An 18,800-nucleotide genomic window follows, 5' to 3' on the forward strand; every position below is an offset into this window, starting at 1 on the left:
GAAAGGATTTCTGTCATGAAAAAATCGTTGTCAAGAGAGCAGGCCGACCTGTTGAGACAGTGCTACGTCAGCATGGTGCTGGATCAGGATGTCATGCAGGGCGTTCAGGATCGCAAGGCGGAGGCTTATGATCTGCTGCTCAATATTTATTCCCAGGTCAATGCACCGCGTGTCGCCGAGTGCAACCATTCTGTCGGCAATGCCTGCCGTTGTGTGAATTCCTGAAAACGGAATTCCCTTGCCCGGGTGAAGTCGGGTAACTGTTTGCAGGAACGGTCATGGACGTCCTATGGCATGATGAAAATATGTTCCTGAAAGCATAAAAACCACCGTTATCAGGTGTTTCTTGCTGCGATACTCCCGTTTTGTGAGTGACGGGAAAATTCATCGCACAAACTTGCATAAATCTCGCAGTAATTTTTCTTTTTTTTCGGCAAGAAAAAGCGTCATTTTGCGCCGCATCTTGATATGATGTCGTTTTTTATGAAATCAGGTTTCATATTCTATGCTGAATTTTCTATCGCGACTTCTTGGGAAAAAACATCCTGTCAGTCAGACAGTGCCTGAAAAGAAACAGGAACCATCGGCATCGCAGGATGAGAAACTGAAAGCATTGGAAACAGTAGCTGCGTTGCCTGACGATGATCAGGCAATCGTCGCTTTCCTGCTGGCTTGCCGTTATGCGGATGCACGATATGCAGCAGCACAGAAAATTCGTTCACGACAGGCTATGGAACAGGTCAGGGACGCCATGCAAAAGACCGATAGACGTGTTTATCGTCTGATGCAGACACGCATGAGCGATATGGCACGTACCGAGGCTCAGGCTGCCAGTATGGAACAAGTCGTCGATACGGCGGCAGCTCTGCTCGATGATCCGGCGCTGACTCCGAATCTGGTTGTCGATCTGGACAGGAAATGGCAGTCTGCCGCCAGTGGTGAGCCGGAAAAATGGCAGACCGGTTTGCGGATGCGTTTCGAGTCGTTGCGGAATCAGCTGGAAGGGCGGCTCACAGCACAGTTGCAGTTGCAAAGAACGGTCAAGTCGGCTTACGGTGAAATGACGGCGCTGGAAAATCGTGTGGATATGACACCGCAGGAACGAAAGGAAGCGCTGGATGCTTTTACGGACAGCCTGATGCAGTGGCGACAGTCGCCCGAATGGTTTTCGCTGCCGCGTCATCTTGTATCGGCAGTCGACGAAAAACTTTCGGCATTGGCCGAGGCATCTGCACGGTTTGAACAGGAATTCGAACGCATGCAGCAGTGTGCCGCATGGCTTGATGAAATGGAAGCCGCCGATGTGTCACAGCTGGAAAAGACTGTGCTTGAAAAAGAATGGACTGCATTCAGGCCATCGGGCGTATTGGCGCAATGGACTGATTTGCAGGCGCGATTCGATGCCTTGTGTCTGCGTTTGCCGGTACCGAAGGAAGAGGAGGTCGTTTTGGAATTGCCATCCATCAACGAGTCTTCGTCCGTTGTACAAGCCGATATCCTTGCGCGTTTCGACGCTGCGCTTGCCGCCATGCAGCAGGCAGTTGAGGCAGGATCCATCCAGGAAGCCGCAATGCATGACGAGGTATTGAGGGGACTCGATACGGAGCATACGGATATCGGTGATGAGCGTCAGGAAAAGCTTTCTCATCTCAGAAGCGAGCTTCGTCGTTTGCGCGGCTGGGCCAGATGGAGCGGACAGCTTTCGCGCGAAAAACTGATTCATTTCGTGCAGGAGTTGCCGGAGCAGAATCTGGAGATCAATGCGTTGGCTGAAGAGGTGATCCACGCCCGCGAACAATGGAAGGCGCTCAATGCGGTTGCCGGTATGGCGACGCGCGAACAGTGGACGGAGTTCGATACGGCTTGCAATGTTGCATATGCGCCGGTACTCGAACATGCCAGATTGCAGGCTCTGGAAAAGGAAAAAAATATTGAATATGCCGAAACGCTGATCGAAAAAGTGGCTGTCTTCGCTGGCGAGTTCGAGACACGTCTTGCGGCAGTGACCGAGCAGCTGGAATCGTTCGACTGGAAGAACGTCATCAATTTTTACCGGCAAATGACACAAGCCTGGCGCAAGCTCGGTATTGTCGGCAGGAAAGAAAAGAAACGCCTCGACGAGGCTTTTTCGGCAGCCATGCTACCGGTGCGTGAAAAGCTTTATGAACAGACACAGCTTGAAATCGGTCGCCGCGAGCAGTTGATTGCCGAAGTGGGTGAGATCGATCCCGACAACAAGGAATCCGGCAAGCTGTTGCGAGCCGTTCAGGAAAAATGGCAGGCTTGTGCGAGAGCATTTCCGCTGGATAATCGTGAAGACCGGAAGTTGTGGGCGCGTTTCCGGGAAGCTTGCGAACAGCTGCATATGCGCCGGATGGAAAAGAATCGCGCGCATGACGAGGAAAGACTACAACATTTGAGGGAGAAGGAAGCGGTATGCGCAGAACTGGAGGCACTGGCAGGATCCGATAATGCAGGTATGCTGGAACATCGTCTGGGTGAATTGCTCGGGCAATGGAAAAACCTGGGTTTCGTTCCGCGTGATGCCGAAGCGGATCTTCGCAAGCGCCTTGACGATGCAGTTGCGGCATGCAGGGACAGGATACGTCGCCTGAAATCGGAAAAGATGTATGAGGCATTGGGCGGATTGGCTGACAAATTGGCTTTGTGTTGCGCGATGGAGCGACAGATTGCAGCCTTTTGCCAGGATACCGGTGAGGATACCGGCGATATGGTGTCGGAAGATGAAGAATACGAAACAGCATGGAAGGCATTGCCGCAGCTTCCCGATGAAATGGAAACCGTTCTGTCTCACCGTTTCTATAATGGTCTGAAAGCGATGGCAAACCGGAATATGGCTTATGGCAGGCGTTTGCTTGGCAATGTCGATGCCATGAAAGACAATATCCTGCGTTTCGAGATTGTCTATGGTCTGGATTCGCCGGAATATTTGCAGGAAGCACGTCTGAAAAAACAGATGGAAGTTTTGCAGGATTCCCTGGGGGGAGGTGACCGTACCCGTGCCATCGAGGCGACGCGGCAGTTGCTTGAATTGCCGGCCTTGTCCGATGAGGAAGATATCCGGCGTATCGATACTTTGGTGAGGGAAATGAACAAACCCGGCTGATGCCGGGTTTTTTTCGCTGGATTCAGTGCAGTTTTTGTCCGGCGGGCAGTTCCGCAAACAAGGCATCGCAATCGGCTTGGCCGAACGTGTAGGTCTGTCCGCAGAAATCGCAGTGGATGGCAAGATTGCCCTGTTCTTTCAATGCTTCGCCGACTTCCTTTTCACCGAGCATTTTGAGCATATTGCCGACCTTTTCACGATTGCAGCTGCAATGAAAGACAGGGTGCTGCGGTTCGAAAACGACGAGGTCATCTTCCCAGAAAAGCCGGTGACGCAGGGTGTCGATACCGGTATTGAGCATTTCATCCGTTTTCAGGGTCGATGCCAGTGTAACGAGACGTTGCCAGGTTTCTTCATCCTCGGATGTGCTTTCGCTGAGTCCGTCAGCGCCAGTCGCCGAAGGCATTTTTTGCATAAGCAGGCCGCGGATGACCCGGTTATCGGCGGCCAGCCACAGTCGGGTGTCGAGCTGTTCGGACTGTTTCATATAGTTTTCGATGACTTGTGCGATGGTGTCGCCTGCCAGAGAAACGATTCCCTGGTATGGGCGTTGTCCCGGGATTTTTTCATGCGGATCAAGAGTGATGACGCAGCGGCCCTTTCCATTGGCGTTGATGAGGTCGGTAAAAGTGGCATTGTCCGGAATGGACGCTTTTTCATCGAGTTTTGCAGTGGCACGGATTTTTTGTGCTGAATCGCATTCCACGACCAGCAGCCGTACAGGCCCGTCTCCCCTGACTTGCATGACGAGCGAACCGTCGAACTTGATGTTGGCGCTCAACAGGGCGGTTGCGCCGATCATTTCACCGAGCAGGCGTATGACGGGTACCGGATAATCATGGTGTGATTGTATTTGTTGCCACATGTCGGCAAGTTCGATGAATTCGCCACGTACGGGCGCTTGCTGGAAAAGGAATTTCTGTAATTGATCGTTCATGTGAAAGCTCCGTAAATGATGAAGCCGACGGCGAGGGATGGCGATAAAGTATCAGGCCGTTTCGCTTACGGCATCCACCGAAGTAGCATCTTCGCGGCTGATTTCCGAGAGTGTGTCGAGAAAGCGCTGTTTGTTCCAGACATAGTGGTTGGCGGCACGTGGCATTCTGGCGGCCCTGTCGGCATCCATGTTGCGTGCTACCCGTGCAGGTGCTCCCATCAGCACGACACCGGATTCGAATTGTTTGTTTTCGGCGATGAGAGAGCCTGCACCGACAAGCGAGTTTTCGGCGATCATGGAGCCGTTCAGGACGGTAGCACGTATGCCAACCATACACCCGTCTCCGATGGTGCAGCCGTGGAGCATGGCCATATGTCCGACTGTGACGTTTTTTCCGATCGTCAATGGATAGCCGGGATCGGCGTGCAGGACCGTACCGTCCTGGATGTTGCTGTTTTCGCCGATGACAATGCGGTCGTTGTCGGCACGGATAACGACGTTGAACCAGACGGAAGCATTTTCGCCGATGGTCACGTCGCCGATGATGGTGGCATTATCGGCGATGAAAGCGGTCGGATGGATTTTCGGTATGCGGTCGCCGAGTCGGTAAATAGGCATATTGTTTGAATCAGTATCGGTTAAGGGAAAACGATTATTGTACCTGTTGATCAAGCAGGTCTTTCAGTACCGTGTGAAAAAAGTATGATTCGATAGACAATAAACTGTTTCACAAAGCCGTCTTGCGGGATGACATGCGATTATAATGACCGGTTTTACAGTTTGTTTTTTGTTTGCCGATGAAAGTCTCACGAACGGAATTTGTCGATGCACATGATATGCGCCTGTGCGTTCGCCATTGGGGTGATGAAGATGCGCCGAAATTGTTTATGGTACATGGCTGGATGGATATTTCCGCTTCCTTCCAGTTCGTCGTGGATGCACTGAAACGCGAATGGCATGTGATTGCTCCGGATATGCGCGGTTTCGGGCATTCCGCATGGGCGGAAGGGGGATACTGGTTTCCGGATTATCTGGCTGATCTGGAGGCGTTGCTCGATCATTACAGTCCGGATGCACCTGTTCGGTTACTCGGACACAGTCTCGGCGGCAATATCACGAGCGTATATGCTGGTGTCAGGCCATCGCGTGTATCGCATCTGATCAGTCTTGAAGGGTATGGCATTGTGGAAAACAGGCCGGATATGGCGCCGGGAAGACTGGAGCGCTGGCTGGATTCCTGCAAGGCGCCGGAACGGTTGCGCCCTTATGCAGACAAGGAGGCCGTGATCGCGCGTTTGCAGAAAAACAATCCGCGTCTGACGTATGAGCGTGCGTTTTTTCTGGCGGATTACTGGACGGAAGTAAACGACAAAGGCGAGCGGATCGTGCTGGCTGATCCGAAGCACAAGTCTTTGCCGGTATTGTCCAGACTCGACGAAATTCTGGCATGCTGGAGTCGTATCGAAGCGAAAGTGCTGTTTGTGGAAGGGGAGCATTCGTTACTGGGTATTCGTATGAAGGATCAGGCCGGTGCGCAAAAAGAAATCAGACGGCGTGCATCGTTTATTCACGATGTACGTATCGCACTGGTCAAGGGAGCCGGACATATGCTCCAGCATGACCAGCCTGAAGCTGTGGCTGAATTGATCGAAGACTTTCTGGCGTGATGTGCCTGCATTCTGCGCCGTATTTTCAGCTGTCGTACAATAGGATTTTTGGTAACGATAAATCGGGATGATGCTGAATATCGACTTGCATTCACATTCTCGTGCATCGGATGGCGTTTTGTCGCCTTCGGAGCTGGTTTTGCGTGCGCACGGCAACGGCGTGAAAATGCTGGCGCTCACAGACCATGACGAGGTCTCAGGTGTGGCCGAGGCAAGGAAAACAGCCGGTGAACTCGGTATCGAACTGGTCTCAGGTGTGGAAGTTTCCATTACATGGGCCGGAACATCCATTCACATTGTCGGCTTGCATGTCGATGAAAATGATCCTGTATTGGTGGAACGGCTTTTTCAAAACCGGACCGGACGTATGGATCGTGCGAAAAAAATGGGAGAGCGTTTCGCAGCGCTGGGGGTCCATGGGGCGTATGAAGGGGCTCTGGGCTATGTCACCAATCCGAATCTGATTTCACGCAAGCATTTCGCCCGTTTTCTGGTGGATTCAGGGGTTTGTCCGACGATTTCCAGTGCGTTTGACCGTTTTCTGAAAGACGGTGGACCGGCCTATGTCCGTCATCAGTGGGCGACGCTGGCCGATGCCGTGCAATGGATTCGTGAAGCCGGTGGTATCGCGGTAGTGGCGCATCCGGGACGTTACAAGATCAGCGATGTTGCCTTGCATGCATTTCTCGATGAATTCCGACAGCTTGGCGGTACGGGGATCGAAGTCGTCACAGGCAGCCACTCGCCCGATCAGTATCTTTATTTTGCCCGCCTGGCCAACCGTTATGGTTTTCTGGCTTCCGTGGGATCGGATTTTCATGCACCCGCTGAATCGCCGGTGGATGTCGGACGATTGCCGGACTTTCCGTGTCCGGTTGAACCTGTCTGGCGAGACTGGAAATAATGTTTTTTTGTACGGACTGGTGCAGAAAATGATGCATAAATGCCGGTTTGCCGTTATATTCGTCACGCTTGCAGAAAGTTAATGAACATATGCCGCTTCGGTGTCATGCTGGCACAAGGGTGGTGGGCTTGAATTTTTCAAAACGGTCACCATCTGATTTTTTCTCAGCAATTATTTGAAAAATACGGAATACATACATGAAAAGGATTTTTCTGTTTCTGGTAACCAATCTGGCTGTCATTGTCGTGATGTCGGTCGTGTTGTCGCTGTTGGGAGTGAACCGCTATTTGTACAGCCGCGGACTTGATCTGGGCAGTTTGCTTGTTTTTTCACTGGTTGTGGGATTCACCGGTTCGATCATTTCGCTTTTGATGAGTAAACAGATGGCGAAATGGTCCACAGGTGCATATGTGATTGAAACGCCGTCCAACGGTACGGAACAATGGTTGCTGGGTACGGTGGCCAAACTTTCGGATGCAGCGGGTATCCGTATGCCGGAAGTGGCGGTTTATGAGGGAGAACCAAATGCATTCGCTACGGGGGCTTTCAAGAATTCGGCTCTCGTTGCGGTTTCTACCGGTTTGCTGGCCAATATGACGCATGAAGAAGTGGAAGCCGTGCTGGGACATGAAATCGCGCATGTCGCCAATGGCGATATGGTCACGCTGACCCTGATACAGGGGGTGCTCAATACGTTCGTGGTTTTTCTGGCACGTGTGGTCGGCTTTTTCGTGGACAATCTGCTTTCGCGCAATTCGGAAAACAACGGCGGACGCGGTCTCGGCTATTTCGTGACAGTGATTGTGTGCGAAATTCTGTTCGGTGTCCTGGCTTCGATCATCGTGGCGTGGTTTTCGCGCTATCGTGAATACAGGGCCGATGCAGGGTCTGCACGTCTTCTTGGATCCAGCCGTCCGATGATTCATGCCTTGCAGCGTCTGGGACATATGGCCTCTGGTGATTTGCCAAAAAATATGACGGCCATGGGTATCAATGGCGGTGGTGCATTCATGTCGCTTTTTGCGACCCATCCGCCGATCGAAAAACGGATCGAGGCGCTTCAGACGGGCAGGGTATGAGTGTGCGTTTCAGGAGTGACAATGCAAAATGGGCAGTCAGTTTTTTGAAATCCACCCCGTCAATCCACAGAGCCGCCTGATAAAAAAGGTGGCCGATATCGTGCGCGAAGGTGGTGTAGTCGTTTTGCCGACCGATTCCAGCTATGCGCTGGTATGCAGACTCGACGACAAGGCAGCGGTCGACAGAATACGGCAGATACGTCAGATAGACGAGCGGCATTTGCTGACCTTGCTGTGCCGTGATCTCAGGGAAGTGGGGTCTTATGCGCGGGTGGACAATGCGGCATACCGTTTGCTGAAAACGGCGACACCGGGTGCATTCACGTTTATTTTGCAGGCGACCCGTGAGGTGCCGCGCCGTCTGTCGCATCCGTCGCGCAAGACGATCGGTTTGCGTGTTCCGGACAACCGGATCGATCATGCCTTGCTTGAGGAGCTGGAAGAACCGCTGATTTGTACGACGGTGATCCTGCCCGGTGAAGAGGATCCGCTGACCGAAGGATATGTCATACAGGAACGGCTTGAAAAACTGGTCGATGCAGTTGTCGATGGGGGAGCTTGCGGGTTGTTGCCGACCACGGTAATCGACCTGACTGGCAAAGAACCTGAACTGGTGCGCAGTGGACGGGGCGATCCTGCGCTGGTCGGTTTGTAGTGGCAGCCGTTTTGCCGACTGTTTCATGGATATGGAAGGTATGCGATGGAAAAAATGATTGAAACAGCCGTCATCTGGGCGCTGCCACTTTTGCTGGCGATTACGTTGCATGAAGCGGCGCATGCATACGTCGCCCGCTTTCTTGGCGATTCGACAGCCTATCTTGCAGGACGCCTGACGCTCGATCCGCTCAAACATATCGATGTGCTGGGAACGGTCATTATTCCCGTGGCGCTTTTGCTGGTGGGCAGTCCGTTCATTTTCGGTTATGCCAAGCCTGTTCCGGTCGACTTCGGACAGTTGCGCCATCCACGGCGTGATACGGCGCTGGTGGCACTGGCAGGACCAGCCGCGAATCTGCTGATGGCGTTTCTCTGGAGCATCGTCAAGGTAGGGCTGATTGCAGGACATGTGCATGCCGCATTTCTGCATCAAATGGCTGATGCCGGCATTGTCGTCAATCTGGTGTTGTTTGCGTTCAATCTTTTTCCATTGCCACCTTTGGACGGAGGACGCATAATGACAAGTTTGTTGCCGGCGCATCTGGCGTACAGGTTCGCACAGATCGAGCGGTATGGCTTTTTTATCGTGCTGGGACTGGTTTATCTGGGGTTGACGACATACTGGATGCGTCCTGTAATGTATCTGGGGCGGTTGATCGTCAATTTCTTTCTCTATCCATTGTTATATTTTTTGCCTGTGTGATTCATTATGTATCCTGATCGAGTTGTTTCCGGTATGCGCCCGACTGGCGCATTGCACCTGGGCCATTACCATGGCGCTATCAAAAACTGGGTTCGTATCCAGTCTGAAGTCGAAAGCCTGTTTTTCGTGGCGGACTGGCATGCCTTGACAACCCATTACGATGAAGTGGAAACGATCGAAAAGAATGCATGGGAAATGGTGATAGACTGGCTGGCTGCCGGTATCGACCCTGAAAAGGCGACGATTTTCATCCAGTCCAGGGTGCTTGAACATGCGGAACTGACGCTGTTGATGAGTATGTCCACACCGTTGTCCTGGCTGGAAAGAGTACCGACATACAAGGATCAGATCCAGAAGCTCGCACATAAGGATCTGACGACTTACGGTTTTCTGGGCTATCCGCTGATGATGGCGGCAGACGTGCTGGTATACCGTGCCAATCAGGTGCCTGTCGGCGAGGATCAGTTGCCGCATATGGAAATCATGCGTGAACTGGCGCGGCGTTTCAATTACATGTACGGGCGCGAAAAAGGGTTCGACGAAAAAGCTCTGGCAAGTACCAAAAAGCTGGGCAACAAACAGGCGAAGGCTTTTCTGGAATGGCGAAACGCCTATCAGGAAAAGGGTGATGCTCAAGCCCTGGAAAAGGCCAAGGCGCTGCTCGATGGTGCAGGCAGCATTTCGTCAGCCGACCGTGAATTGCTCTACGGTTATTTGCTGGGCAGCCGCAAGCAGATTCTGACGGAGCCGCGAGCCTTGCTGACCGAGGCATCGCGGTTGCCGGGACTGGACGGACAAAAGATGTCCAAGAGCTATGGCAATGCAATTGCGTTGCGTGACGACAAGGAAACGGTTACACGCAAAATCCGTACGATGCAGACCGATCCTGCACGCGTCAAACGTACCGACCCGGGAAATCCGGATAAATGTCCGGTCTGGCTGTTCCATGTGGTTTATTCCGACGACGAAACGAAAGAATGGGTACGCAAGGGGTGTTGTTCTGCCGGTATCGGCTGTATCCAGTGCAAGCAACCGATCATCGATGCGGTTGTCCGAGAACTCGAACCGATGCAGGAACGTGCGGCGCAGTATGTTGCCAAACCGGCTCTGGTACGTGAAATCGTCGAGCATGGTTGCGAAAAAGCACGGCGTCTGGCTGGCGAAACAATGCGTGATGTCCGTGAGGCGATGGGGCTTGGTTACTCAGGGAAATAGCGGGACGTCAATTTGCTGGCACTGGTATTCTCGGCTATAATTGGACAGTTTAACGAATCAATCATTGCCGTAGCGCCAGCTCATCTTTCCAACTGAAAACCGTATCGTATGTTCCGGACTTGTTCAATGACAGTTCGGGAGTTTCATGCAGCCTGATGAAGCGTGGTGTTGCGGTAACACTAAAAGGAGTTACCTTGCAATTCCCTTTCGGTCAACAGGAACCAGCCGTTCTTGCGCTTGCGGACGGTACAGTCTTTCGCGGTTATTCAATCGGTGCAACGGGTGAGACATCCGGCGAGGTTGTTTTCAATACATCCATGACGGGATATCAGGAAATTCTGACCGATCCCAGTTACAGCGGACAAATCGTCACCCTGACTTACCCGCATATCGGCAATACGGGGGTCAATCCCGAGGATGTGGAGTCCGGGAAAATCCAGGCGGCAGGTTTTATCGTCAAGGATGTACGTCCCGTCATTTCCAATTTCCGCGCGACGCAGTCGCTTCCTGATTATTTGAAGAGTCAGCATATCGTCGCCATTGCCGGTATCGATACGCGCAAGCTGACTCGTATTCTTCGTGAAAAGGGTGCGCAAAGCGGTGCGATTGTAACGGGTGACGACGAAAAGCGTGCACTTGAACTGGCACGTTCCTGTGCGGGATTATCTGGCCAGGATCTGGCAAAAGTCGTCACGGCCGACAAGCCTTATGAATGGACGGAGGCTGGATGGGAACTTGGCTCGGGTTACAGGCAGCTCGGTGATTCCAGATATCATGTCGTTGCGTTCGACTTCGGCGTCAAACGCAATATCCTGCGTATGCTGACGGACCGTGGCTGCAAGGTAACCGTGATTCCCGCACAATCTACGGTCGAGGATGTGCTGAAACTCTCTCCTGACGGTGTGTTTCTTTCCAATGGGCCGGGCGATCCGGAACCTTGTACCTATGCGATCGATGCGGCGCGTGATCTGATCGAGCGCGGTATTCCTGTTTTCGGCATCTGTCTGGGACATCAGATCATGGCCCTGGCATCCGGTGCGAAGACCATGAAAATGAAGTTCGGCCATCATGGCGCGAATCATCCCGTACAGGATCTTGAAACCGGCAAGGTACTGATTACTTCCCAAAATCATGGTTTTGCCGTGGATGCATCGACCCTGCCGGCAAATTGCAAGGTGACGCACAAATCACTGTTCGACGGTTCCTTGCAAGGATTTGCCAGAACGGACAAACCGGCTTTCTGCTTCCAGGGACATCCGGAAGCGTCTCCAGGGCCGGGTGATGTGGATTATCTGTTCGACCGGTTTGTCGGACTGATGGAAGCCGCCAGAAAGAACAAGTGATGGGTGCGGGCCTATCCGAGCCCGCCCGGAAAGCATTTTCGCCGTTTCCCGAAACCTGAAACGGTAACCAAAACAATTTGCGGAAAATATGCCAAAACGTACAGATATCAAGAGCATTCTTATCATCGGCGCAGGCCCGATCATTATCGGACAGGCTTGTGAGTTCGACTATTCCGGCGCCCAGGCCTGCAAGGCTTTGCGGGAAGAAGGCTACAAGGTCATTCTGGTCAACAGCAATCCGGCGACGATCATGACCGATCCGGAAATGGCGGATGTGACGTTCATCGAACCGATTACCTGGAAGGTTGTGGAACGGATTATCGACAGAGAACGTCCGGATGCGATTTTGCCGACGATGGGTGGACAAACGGCGCTGAACTGCGCGCTTGACCTGTATCGCAACGGGGTACTGGAAAAATACAATGTGGAATTGATCGGTGCTTCTCCGGAAGCGATCGACAAGGCAGAGGATCGCTCGAAATTCAAGGAAGCGATGACGAAAATCGGTTTGTCGTCGGCTCGTTCGGGAATCGCGCATTCGCTGGATGAAGCATGGGATGTCCAGAAAAAAATCGGTTTTCCGGTCATTATCCGCCCGTCGTTCACGCTGGGTGGCACCGGTGGCGGTATTGCGTACAACGAGGAAGAATTCGACGCGATTTGCCGTCGCGGGCTGGAAGCATCCCCGACCAGCGAGTTGTTGATCGAGGAATCGCTGATCGGCTGGAAAGAATACGAAATGGAAGTCGTTCGCGACAAGGCGGACAACTGTATTATCGTGTGCTCGATCGAAAATCTCGATCCGATGGGCGTTCATACGGGCGACTCCATTACGGTGGCACCGGCACAGACGCTGACCGACAAGGAATACCAGCTCATGCGCAACGCCTCGATTTCGATTTTGCGTGAAATCGGAGTCGATACAGGTGGTTCAAACGTACAGTTCGCGATCAATCCGAAAAACGGACGTATGATCGTGATCGAAATGAATCCGCGTGTGTCACGTTCATCCGCTCTCGCTTCGAAAGCGACCGGTTTCCCGATTGCGAAAGTCGCGGCAAAACTGGCAGTCGGCTTTACGCTGGATGAGTTGAAGAACGATATCACGGGGGGCGCAACACCAGCATCGTTCGAACCGACGATCGATTATGTGGTGACGAAGGTACCGCGTTTCACGTTTGAAAAATTCCCGTCTGCCGATCCGCATCTGACGACACAGATGAAGTCAGTAGGTGAAGTCATGGCAATCGGACGTACCTTCCAGGAATCGTTCCAGAAAGCGTTGCGCGGTCTGGAAGTCGGTGTGGAAGGCATGAATGAAAAGACGACCGACCGCGAAGTTATCAAGGAAGAACTGGGCGAACCGGGGCCGGAACGGATATGGTATGTCGGCGATGCATTCGCTCAGGGTTTTACGCTGGAAGAAGTCCACAATCTGACGCATATCGATCCATGGTTCCTGGCACAGATCAAGGAAATCGTCGATATCGAATTGTGGCTGGATCACCAGAAACTTGATGATCTGGACAAGGATACGTTGTTCAGGCTCAAGCAAAAGGGCTTTTCTGACAAACGTCTGGCCTGGCTACTGAAAACGACCGACAGGGTCATTCGCGAAAAACGTCATGCCTGGGGTATACGTCCGGTGTACAAGCGTGTCGATACGTGCGCTGCCGAATTCGCCACGAATACAGCCTATATGTACTCGACGTATGACGAGGAATGCGAAGCAGAACCGACGAACCGCAAAAAAATCATGGTATTGGGTGGTGGACCGAACAGGATCGGTCAGGGTATCGAGTTCGATTACTGCTGCGTTCATGCGGCGATGGCGATGCGCGAGGATGGCTATGAAACGATCATGGTCAACTGCAATCCCGAAACGGTTTCGACAGACTACGATATTTCCGACCGTCTGTATTTCGAGCCGCTGACGCTGGAAGACGTGCTGGAAATCGTGGACAAGGAAAAACCGTATGGCGTGATCGTCCAGTACGGTGGACAGACACCGCTGAAGCTGGCGCTGGATCTGGAAGCCAATGGTGTGCCGATCGTCGGAACTTCCCCGGACATGATCGATGCCGCAGAAGATCGTGAACGCTTCCAGAAGTTGCTGAAAGATTTGCATTTGCGTCAGCCGCCGAACCGTACGGCACGTACCGAGGAAGAAGCGATGGTGCTGGCCAAGGAAATCGGCTATCCGATCGTGGTGCGTCCGTCCTATGTGCTGGGTGGCCGTGCGATGGAAATCGTCCATGACCAGACGGGACTGGAACGTTATATGCGTGAAGCGGTCAAGGTTTCCAACGATTCTCCGGTTTTGCTCGATCGTTTCCTCAATGACGCGATCGAAGTGGATGTGGATTGTATTTCCGACGGCAAGCGGGTGATCATTGGCGGTGTGATGGAACATATCGAGCAGGCCGGTGTCCACTCGGGGGATTCGGCATGCTCGTTGCCACCGTATTCGTTGTCGAAGGAAACGATCGAGGAACTGAAACGAGAAACGACGCTGATGGCGAAGGGATTGAATGTCGTCGGCCTGATGAATGTCCAGTTCGCGATACAGCACCAGATGATTGACGGCAAATTGCAAGATGTGGTTTTCGTGCTGGAAGTCAATCCGCGTGCGTCCCGTACCGTACCGTTCGTCTCGAAAGCGACCGGAAGACAGCTGGCCAAGATTGCCGCTCGCTGCATGGTGGGCAAGACACTTGATGAGCAGGGCATTCTTACGGAAACGGTACCGCCGTATTTCAGTGTCAAGGAAGCGGTTTTCCCGTTCGTCAAATTCCCGGGTGTCGATACGATTCTGGGGCCTGAAATGAAGTCTACTGGCGAAGTCATGGGAATCGGCAAGTCATTTGGCGAAGCGTTTGTCAAGTCCCAGCTGGCTGCAGGTGTCAATTTGCCGCGCTCGGGCAAGGTTTTTCTGTCGGTGAAAGACAGTGACAAACCACGTGCGGTGAAGGTGGCACAGCGTCTGGTCGAAATGGGCTTTTCCATCATGGCGACACGCGGAACCGCCAATACGATCCGTGAAGCCGGTATTGAAGTGGAAACGGTCAACAAGGTGACCGAAGGACGTCCGCATATTGGCGATATCATCAAGAATCACGAAATCGTGATGGTAATCAATACCGTGGAAGAAAAACGGACAGCTATTTTCGATTCCCGGATCATTCGGACTTCGGCCTTGGCAGCACGTATCAATACGATTACGACCATCGCTGGTGCGGAAGCTGCTGTGCAGGGAATCGCCTGCCGGGACAGCATCAGTGTGTATGACTTGCAAAGTCTGCACAAATCGCTCCGGTAAATTGTATTTTGAATAAGAGGTTTGCGAGGCTTTCATGACACATCAATGTGTGTTGAAACGCCTCGCTGGTTTTTTGAGAGGCAAATAAATGAGTTCGATACCTGTTACCGTCAGGGGCGCGCAGATGATGCGCGACGAATTGCAGCGGTTGAAAACGAAAGATCGTTATGAAGTGATCGCCGCGATCGCAGAAGCGCGATCTCACGGTGATTTGTCGGAAAACGCGGAATATGATGCCGCCAAGGAACGGCAGGCATTTATCGAAGGGCGTATTGCAGAGCTGGAAAGCAAGCTCAGTTCGGCACAGATTATCGATCCGAAGACGCTCAACACCAATGGCCGGATCGTCTTCGCGGCGACGGTGTCACTGGAAGATCTGGAGACCGGTGAAAAGGTGCGTTACCAGATCGTCGGAAATGATGAAGCGGACCTCAAAGAAATGAAAATTTCCATTACGTCACCACTGGCTCGTGCCCTGATCGGGCGCGAAGCTGGCGATGTCGTCGAGGTCAACGCACCGGCCGGCGTTCGCGAATATGAAATTCTGGATGTGTTGTTTATTTGACAGGCTTTACCGGGCAAGTGCCTTTTTCTTGGCGCTTGCCTGACGTGTCTTTTTCCGTTTGACCAGACCGCCTTGCGTGACACGCTCGTTTCCCTTGATTTGAACCCGTTTGACGCGGTTTTTGATTGCGCCTGTTCCCGGTTTGAAGGTCACGACGGTTCTGAGCCCGCCTTTTTTGTTGTCTTGCTGCGGTTTTTGAGCTTCCTTTTGTGGGCGGTAGATAACCAGCAGCTTGCCGATATGCTGAACAGGTGCGGCGTCAAGTTCACGGCAGATAGTTTGCAGCATGTCGATTCGTGCCTGACGGTCGTCTCCGAATACGCGGATCTTGATGAGTCCATGAGCGTCGAGGTTGACGCCGATTTCTTTCATGACGGCATCCGTCAGTCCGGCATCGCCGATCATGACGACCGGGTTGAGATTGTGAGCCTGTGACCGGAGCAGGCTTCGTTGTGCAGGATTCAGTTTCAACATAACATTCCTTCGAAAAACTGTATTTTACGCGAATGTCGAAAAATAAATTCAATAAAAGCTGGATGAAAAACCATCTTGGCGATCCTTTTGTGAAACAGGCACAAAAGGATGGCTATCGCGCACGGGCGGTTTACAAGCTGAGCGAGATCGACGAAGATGCGCAGCTGATCTGGCCAGGACAGGTGATCGTTGATCTGGGGTGCGCACCCGGGAGTTGGTCGCAGTATCTTGCACGCAAACTGGGTACTGGCGATGGGCAGACACTCAATGGTACAGTGATCGGACTGGATATGCTTCCGATGGAACCGGTGCCGGGTATCCACTTCATTCAGGGGGATTTCCGCGAAGAATCGGTATTGCATGAACTGGAAACCCTGCTGGATGGAAAAAAGGCTGATCTTGTGCTTTCCGATATGGCTCCGAATTTGTCCGGCATCGCTTCTGCCGATGCGGCACGTGTGGAATATCTGATGGAGCTTGCACTCGATTTCGCCACAGCACATCTGAAACCTTCCGGTGCATTGCTGGTCAAGTGTTTCAATGGCAGTACTTATAACGATATTCTCAAAAGATTTCGCGATACTTTTGTGACGGTGACACCGAAAAAACCGAAAGCCAGCCGGGATTATTCGTCCGAAATTTTTCTTTTGGGCAGAAAACTGCGGTAATTCAAAAAATAAGTTGTTGGTTTTTATGGTTTTTCATGCGCCCTCTGTCACGACGGCAATGCCATGCATGTGTCGGAAGGGTTTTTGGTTCCATATGCCGGTGATGCCGCTCACGGCTTATATGATGATGGCAGATGCATCAAAATGATTGTAAAATGCATTATCTGTCTGTAATCGATATTGACGCACGGGCGTCTGAGGAGTCTTTGTGAACAATATGTTTGTCAGGGTAGGCGTTTGGACTGCCATCATCATCGTCCTGATTACGACCTTCAAACATTTCATGGATCGTAGCAATACGGTGAATATCGAGCCGATCAATTATTCGCAGTTCCTTGATGATGTGCGCTCGAAGCGTATCAAGGATGTGGTGATCGAGGATCGTTCGATCGTCGCCACGACGGTTGAAGGCAAGAAGGTCAAGACCGGTGTGACCTATCTTGACCGCGGACTTGTCGGCGATCTGGTCGATAACGGCGTACAGTTCGATGTCAAACCGCCGGAAGAACCTTCTTTCTGGCTGTCGCTTTTGACTTCATGGTTCCCGATGCTGTTATTGATCGGGGTCTGGATATTTTTCATGCGACAAATGCAGGGGGGCGGAAAAGGTGGCGCGTTTTCGTTCGGCAAGTCAAAGGCGCGCATGATCGACCAGAAAAACAATACAGTGACTTTCAACGATGTGGCAGGTTGCGACGAAGCCAAGGAAGAAGTGCATGAAGTCGTGGATTTTTTGCGCGATCCTGGCAAGTTCCAGAAGCTGGGCGGCCGTATTCCGCGTGGCTTGCTGCTGGTCGGGCCTCCGGGTACCGGTAAAACCTTGCTGGCTCGTGCAATTGCCGGTGAAGCCAAGGTGCCGTTCTTTTCCATTTCCGGTTCCGACTTCGTCGAAATGTTTGTCGGTGTGGGTGCTTCCCGTGTTCGCGATATGTTCGAAACGGCGAAAAAACATTCACCATGCATCATTTTCATTGATGAAATCGACGCAGTCGGCCGTCATCGTGGCGCCGGCATGGGCGGCGGCAATGATGAACGTGAACAGACACTGAACCAGTTGCTGGTGGAAATGGACGGTTTCGAGCCGAATTCCGGTACGATTGTCGTGGCCGCGACGAACCGTGCTGACGTGCTGGACAAGGCACTGTTGCGTCCGGGACGTTTCGACAGACAGGTAGTCGTCGGTTTGCCGGATATTCGTGGCCGCGAACAGATTCTCAATGTACATATGCGCAAGGTGCCGATCGCACCTGATGTCGATCCGGGTGTTCTGGCTCGTGGTACACCGGGCTTTTCCGGTGCCGATCTGGCCAATCTGGTGAATGAGTCCGCCTTGTTTGCCGCACGTCGCAACAAGCGTCTGGTCGAAATGCAGGATTTCGAGGATGCCAAGGACAAGATCCTGATGGGACCGGAGCGCAAATCGTTCGTCATGCGTGAAGAAGAACGGACAAATACCGCTTATCATGAAGCGGGTCATGCTGTGGTCGCCAAGTTGTTGCCGAAGGCCGATCCGGTTCACAAGGTCACCATCATGCCGCGTGGTCATGCGTTGGGGTTGACATGGCAGTTGCCGGAACATGACCGCATCAATATGTACAAGGACAAGATGCTGGAAGAAATCGCCATCCTGTTCGGTGGTCGGGTTGCCGAGGAATTGTTTATGCACCAGATGTCTACCGGTGCTTCCAACGATTTCGAACGTGCCACCAAGATCGCACGTGCGATGGTGACACGTTACGGTATGTCCGAGACGCTTGGCACGATGGTCTATGAAGATACGGAACAGGAAATGTTCTATGGTGGCCGTATGTCTGCCAAGACGGTATCCGAAGCGACCCAGCAAAAAGTCGATAACGAAATCCGTTCTATTTTGGATCAGCAGTATGCATTGGCTCGCAAGTTGCTGGATGAAAACCGTGACAAGGTCGAGCGCATGGCAAAACTGTTGCTGGAATGGGAAACGCTGGATTCCGATCAGGTCAACGATATTATGGATGGCGTGGATCCACGTCCACCGAAGTCTGTACCTCCGAAGTCGCAGGATTCCGATGGGCCTGAAATTACGGAAAATGCGACGGCGGCAGCCTGATTTTCCAGCAATGTTTCAAAGGGCGAGCGTGTCTCGCCCTTTTTTTGAACAGC

16 protein-coding genes are annotated in these 18,800 nt (G+C 52.5%); 13 read left to right on the forward strand and 3 right to left on the reverse strand.

What is annotated here, in order from left to right; genetic code table 11:
- Positions 1 to 15: 15 nt before the first annotated feature.
- Positions 16 to 225: a hypothetical protein gene (locus tag NAI64_RS05160; RefSeq protein ID WP_269298463.1), complete on the forward strand. Its 210-nt coding sequence runs from the start codon at positions 16 to 18 to the stop codon at positions 223 to 225.
- A 280-nt stretch (positions 226 to 505) separates the two neighbouring features.
- Complete coding sequence (locus NAI64_RS05165) at positions 506 to 3,127, forward strand: DUF349 domain-containing protein (protein ID WP_269298465.1); 2,622 nt, start codon at positions 506 to 508, stop codon at positions 3,125 to 3,127.
- A 22-nt stretch (positions 3,128 to 3,149) separates the two neighbouring features.
- Here NAI64_RS05165 and hslO read toward each other — a convergent pair whose 3' ends face one another.
- A complete protein-coding gene (hslO, locus tag NAI64_RS05170; RefSeq protein ID WP_269298467.1) occupies positions 3,150 to 4,064 on the reverse strand; it encodes an Hsp33 family molecular chaperone HslO in 915 nt (304 codons plus the stop codon).
- 51 nt (positions 4,065 to 4,115) lie between these two features.
- A complete protein-coding gene (locus tag NAI64_RS05175) occupies positions 4,116 to 4,682 on the reverse strand; it encodes a gamma carbonic anhydrase family protein (RefSeq protein WP_269298468.1) in 567 nt (188 codons plus the stop codon).
- Between the two features lie 179 nt (positions 4,683 to 4,861).
- Here NAI64_RS05175 and NAI64_RS05180 point away from each other — a divergent pair, with 179 nt between their 5' ends.
- The 9 genes from NAI64_RS05180 (at position 4,862) to greA (ending at position 15,516) form a co-directional block, all read left to right on the forward strand.
- The gene (locus NAI64_RS05180; RefSeq protein ID WP_269298469.1) at positions 4,862 to 5,731 is read left to right on the forward strand and encodes an alpha/beta fold hydrolase; all 870 of its coding nucleotides are present in this window, start codon (positions 4,862 to 4,864) and stop codon (positions 5,729 to 5,731) included.
- Positions 5,732 to 5,801: 70 nt separating this feature from the next.
- The gene (locus NAI64_RS05185; RefSeq protein WP_269298719.1) at positions 5,802 to 6,635 is read left to right on the forward strand and encodes a 3',5'-nucleoside bisphosphate phosphatase; all 834 of its coding nucleotides are present in this window, start codon (positions 5,802 to 5,804) and stop codon (positions 6,633 to 6,635) included.
- A 197-nt stretch (positions 6,636 to 6,832) separates the two neighbouring features.
- Positions 6,833 to 7,714 (forward strand): protease HtpX, encoded by an 882-nt coding sequence (gene htpX, locus NAI64_RS05190; RefSeq protein WP_269298471.1) that lies wholly within the window; start codon positions 6,833 to 6,835, stop codon positions 7,712 to 7,714.
- Positions 7,715 to 7,742: 28 nt separating this feature from the next.
- Entirely contained in the window at positions 7,743 to 8,369 is a 627-nt protein-coding gene (locus NAI64_RS05195) for an L-threonylcarbamoyladenylate synthase (RefSeq protein ID WP_269298472.1), read from the forward strand.
- A gap of 45 nt (positions 8,370 to 8,414) precedes the next feature.
- The gene (locus tag NAI64_RS05200) at positions 8,415 to 9,074 is read left to right on the forward strand and encodes a site-2 protease family protein (RefSeq protein ID WP_269298474.1); all 660 of its coding nucleotides are present in this window, start codon (positions 8,415 to 8,417) and stop codon (positions 9,072 to 9,074) included.
- A gap of 6 nt (positions 9,075 to 9,080) precedes the next feature.
- The gene (locus NAI64_RS05205; protein WP_269298476.1) at positions 9,081 to 10,289 is read left to right on the forward strand and encodes a tryptophan--tRNA ligase; all 1,209 of its coding nucleotides are present in this window, start codon (positions 9,081 to 9,083) and stop codon (positions 10,287 to 10,289) included.
- 155 nt (positions 10,290 to 10,444) lie between these two features.
- Positions 10,445 to 11,632: a glutamine-hydrolyzing carbamoyl-phosphate synthase small subunit gene (gene carA, locus NAI64_RS05210; RefSeq protein ID WP_407946915.1), complete on the forward strand. Its 1,188-nt coding sequence runs from the start codon at positions 10,445 to 10,447 to the stop codon at positions 11,630 to 11,632.
- Positions 11,633 to 11,720: 88 nt separating this feature from the next.
- On the forward strand, positions 11,721 to 14,951 hold the full coding sequence (carB, locus tag NAI64_RS05215) for a carbamoyl-phosphate synthase large subunit (protein WP_269298480.1): 3,231 nt from the start codon (positions 11,721 to 11,723) through the stop codon (positions 14,949 to 14,951).
- Between the two features lie 88 nt (positions 14,952 to 15,039).
- The gene (gene greA / locus NAI64_RS05220) at positions 15,040 to 15,516 is read left to right on the forward strand and encodes a transcription elongation factor GreA (protein ID WP_269298482.1); all 477 of its coding nucleotides are present in this window, start codon (positions 15,040 to 15,042) and stop codon (positions 15,514 to 15,516) included.
- Between the two features lie 6 nt (positions 15,517 to 15,522).
- Here the strand turns inward: greA and yhbY are convergent, their stop codons facing one another.
- Complete coding sequence (gene yhbY, locus NAI64_RS05225) at positions 15,523 to 15,990, reverse strand: ribosome assembly RNA-binding protein YhbY (protein WP_269298484.1); 468 nt, start codon at positions 15,988 to 15,990, stop codon at positions 15,523 to 15,525.
- 32 nt (positions 15,991 to 16,022) lie between these two features.
- Here yhbY and NAI64_RS05230 point away from each other — a divergent pair, with 32 nt between their 5' ends.
- Together NAI64_RS05230 and ftsH are read left to right on the forward strand one after the other, a co-directional pair.
- Positions 16,023 to 16,658 carry an RlmE family RNA methyltransferase gene (locus NAI64_RS05230; protein ID WP_269298485.1) on the forward strand — a complete coding sequence of 212 codons (636 nt, stop codon included), beginning with the start codon at positions 16,023 to 16,025 and terminating at the stop codon, positions 16,656 to 16,658.
- A 208-nt stretch (positions 16,659 to 16,866) separates the two neighbouring features.
- Complete coding sequence (gene ftsH, locus NAI64_RS05235) at positions 16,867 to 18,747, forward strand: ATP-dependent zinc metalloprotease FtsH (protein WP_269298487.1); 1,881 nt, start codon at positions 16,867 to 16,869, stop codon at positions 18,745 to 18,747.
- The last annotated feature ends 53 nt before the right edge of the window (positions 18,748 to 18,800 follow it).

The organism is Oxalobacter paeniformigenes (assembly GCF_027158465.1).
GTDB lineage: Bacteria > Pseudomonadota > Gammaproteobacteria > Burkholderiales > Burkholderiaceae_D > Oxalobacter > Oxalobacter paeniformigenes.

Coding starts and splice junctions, on each gene's coding strand:
- NAI64_RS05160 (WP_269298463.1), top strand. CDS start 16: ATGAAAAAATCGTTGTCAAGAGAGCAGGCCGACCTGTTGAGACAGTGC.
- NAI64_RS05165 (WP_269298465.1), top strand. CDS start 506: ATGCTGAATTTTCTATCGCGACTTCTTGGGAAAAAACATCCTGTCAGT.
- hslO (WP_269298467.1), bottom strand. CDS start 4,064: ATGAACGATCAATTACAGAAATTCCTTTTCCAGCAAGCGCCCGTACGT.
- NAI64_RS05175 (WP_269298468.1), bottom strand. CDS start 4,682: ATGCCTATTTACCGACTCGGCGACCGCATACCGAAAATCCATCCGACC.
- NAI64_RS05180 (WP_269298469.1), top strand. CDS start 4,862: ATGAAAGTCTCACGAACGGAATTTGTCGATGCACATGATATGCGCCTG.
- NAI64_RS05185 (WP_269298719.1), top strand. CDS start 5,802: ATGCTGAATATCGACTTGCATTCACATTCTCGTGCATCGGATGGCGTT.
- htpX (WP_269298471.1), top strand. CDS start 6,833: ATGAAAAGGATTTTTCTGTTTCTGGTAACCAATCTGGCTGTCATTGTC.
- NAI64_RS05195 (WP_269298472.1), top strand. CDS start 7,743: ATGGGCAGTCAGTTTTTTGAAATCCACCCCGTCAATCCACAGAGCCGC.
- NAI64_RS05200 (WP_269298474.1), top strand. CDS start 8,415: ATGGAAAAAATGATTGAAACAGCCGTCATCTGGGCGCTGCCACTTTTG.
- NAI64_RS05205 (WP_269298476.1), top strand. CDS start 9,081: ATGTATCCTGATCGAGTTGTTTCCGGTATGCGCCCGACTGGCGCATTG.
- carA (WP_407946915.1), top strand. CDS start 10,445: ATGAAGCGTGGTGTTGCGGTAACACTAAAAGGAGTTACCTTGCAATTC.
- carB (WP_269298480.1), top strand. CDS start 11,721: ATGCCAAAACGTACAGATATCAAGAGCATTCTTATCATCGGCGCAGGC.
- greA (WP_269298482.1), top strand. CDS start 15,040: ATGAGTTCGATACCTGTTACCGTCAGGGGCGCGCAGATGATGCGCGAC.
- yhbY (WP_269298484.1), bottom strand. CDS start 15,990: ATGTTGAAACTGAATCCTGCACAACGAAGCCTGCTCCGGTCACAGGCT.
- NAI64_RS05230 (WP_269298485.1), top strand. CDS start 16,023: ATGTCGAAAAATAAATTCAATAAAAGCTGGATGAAAAACCATCTTGGC.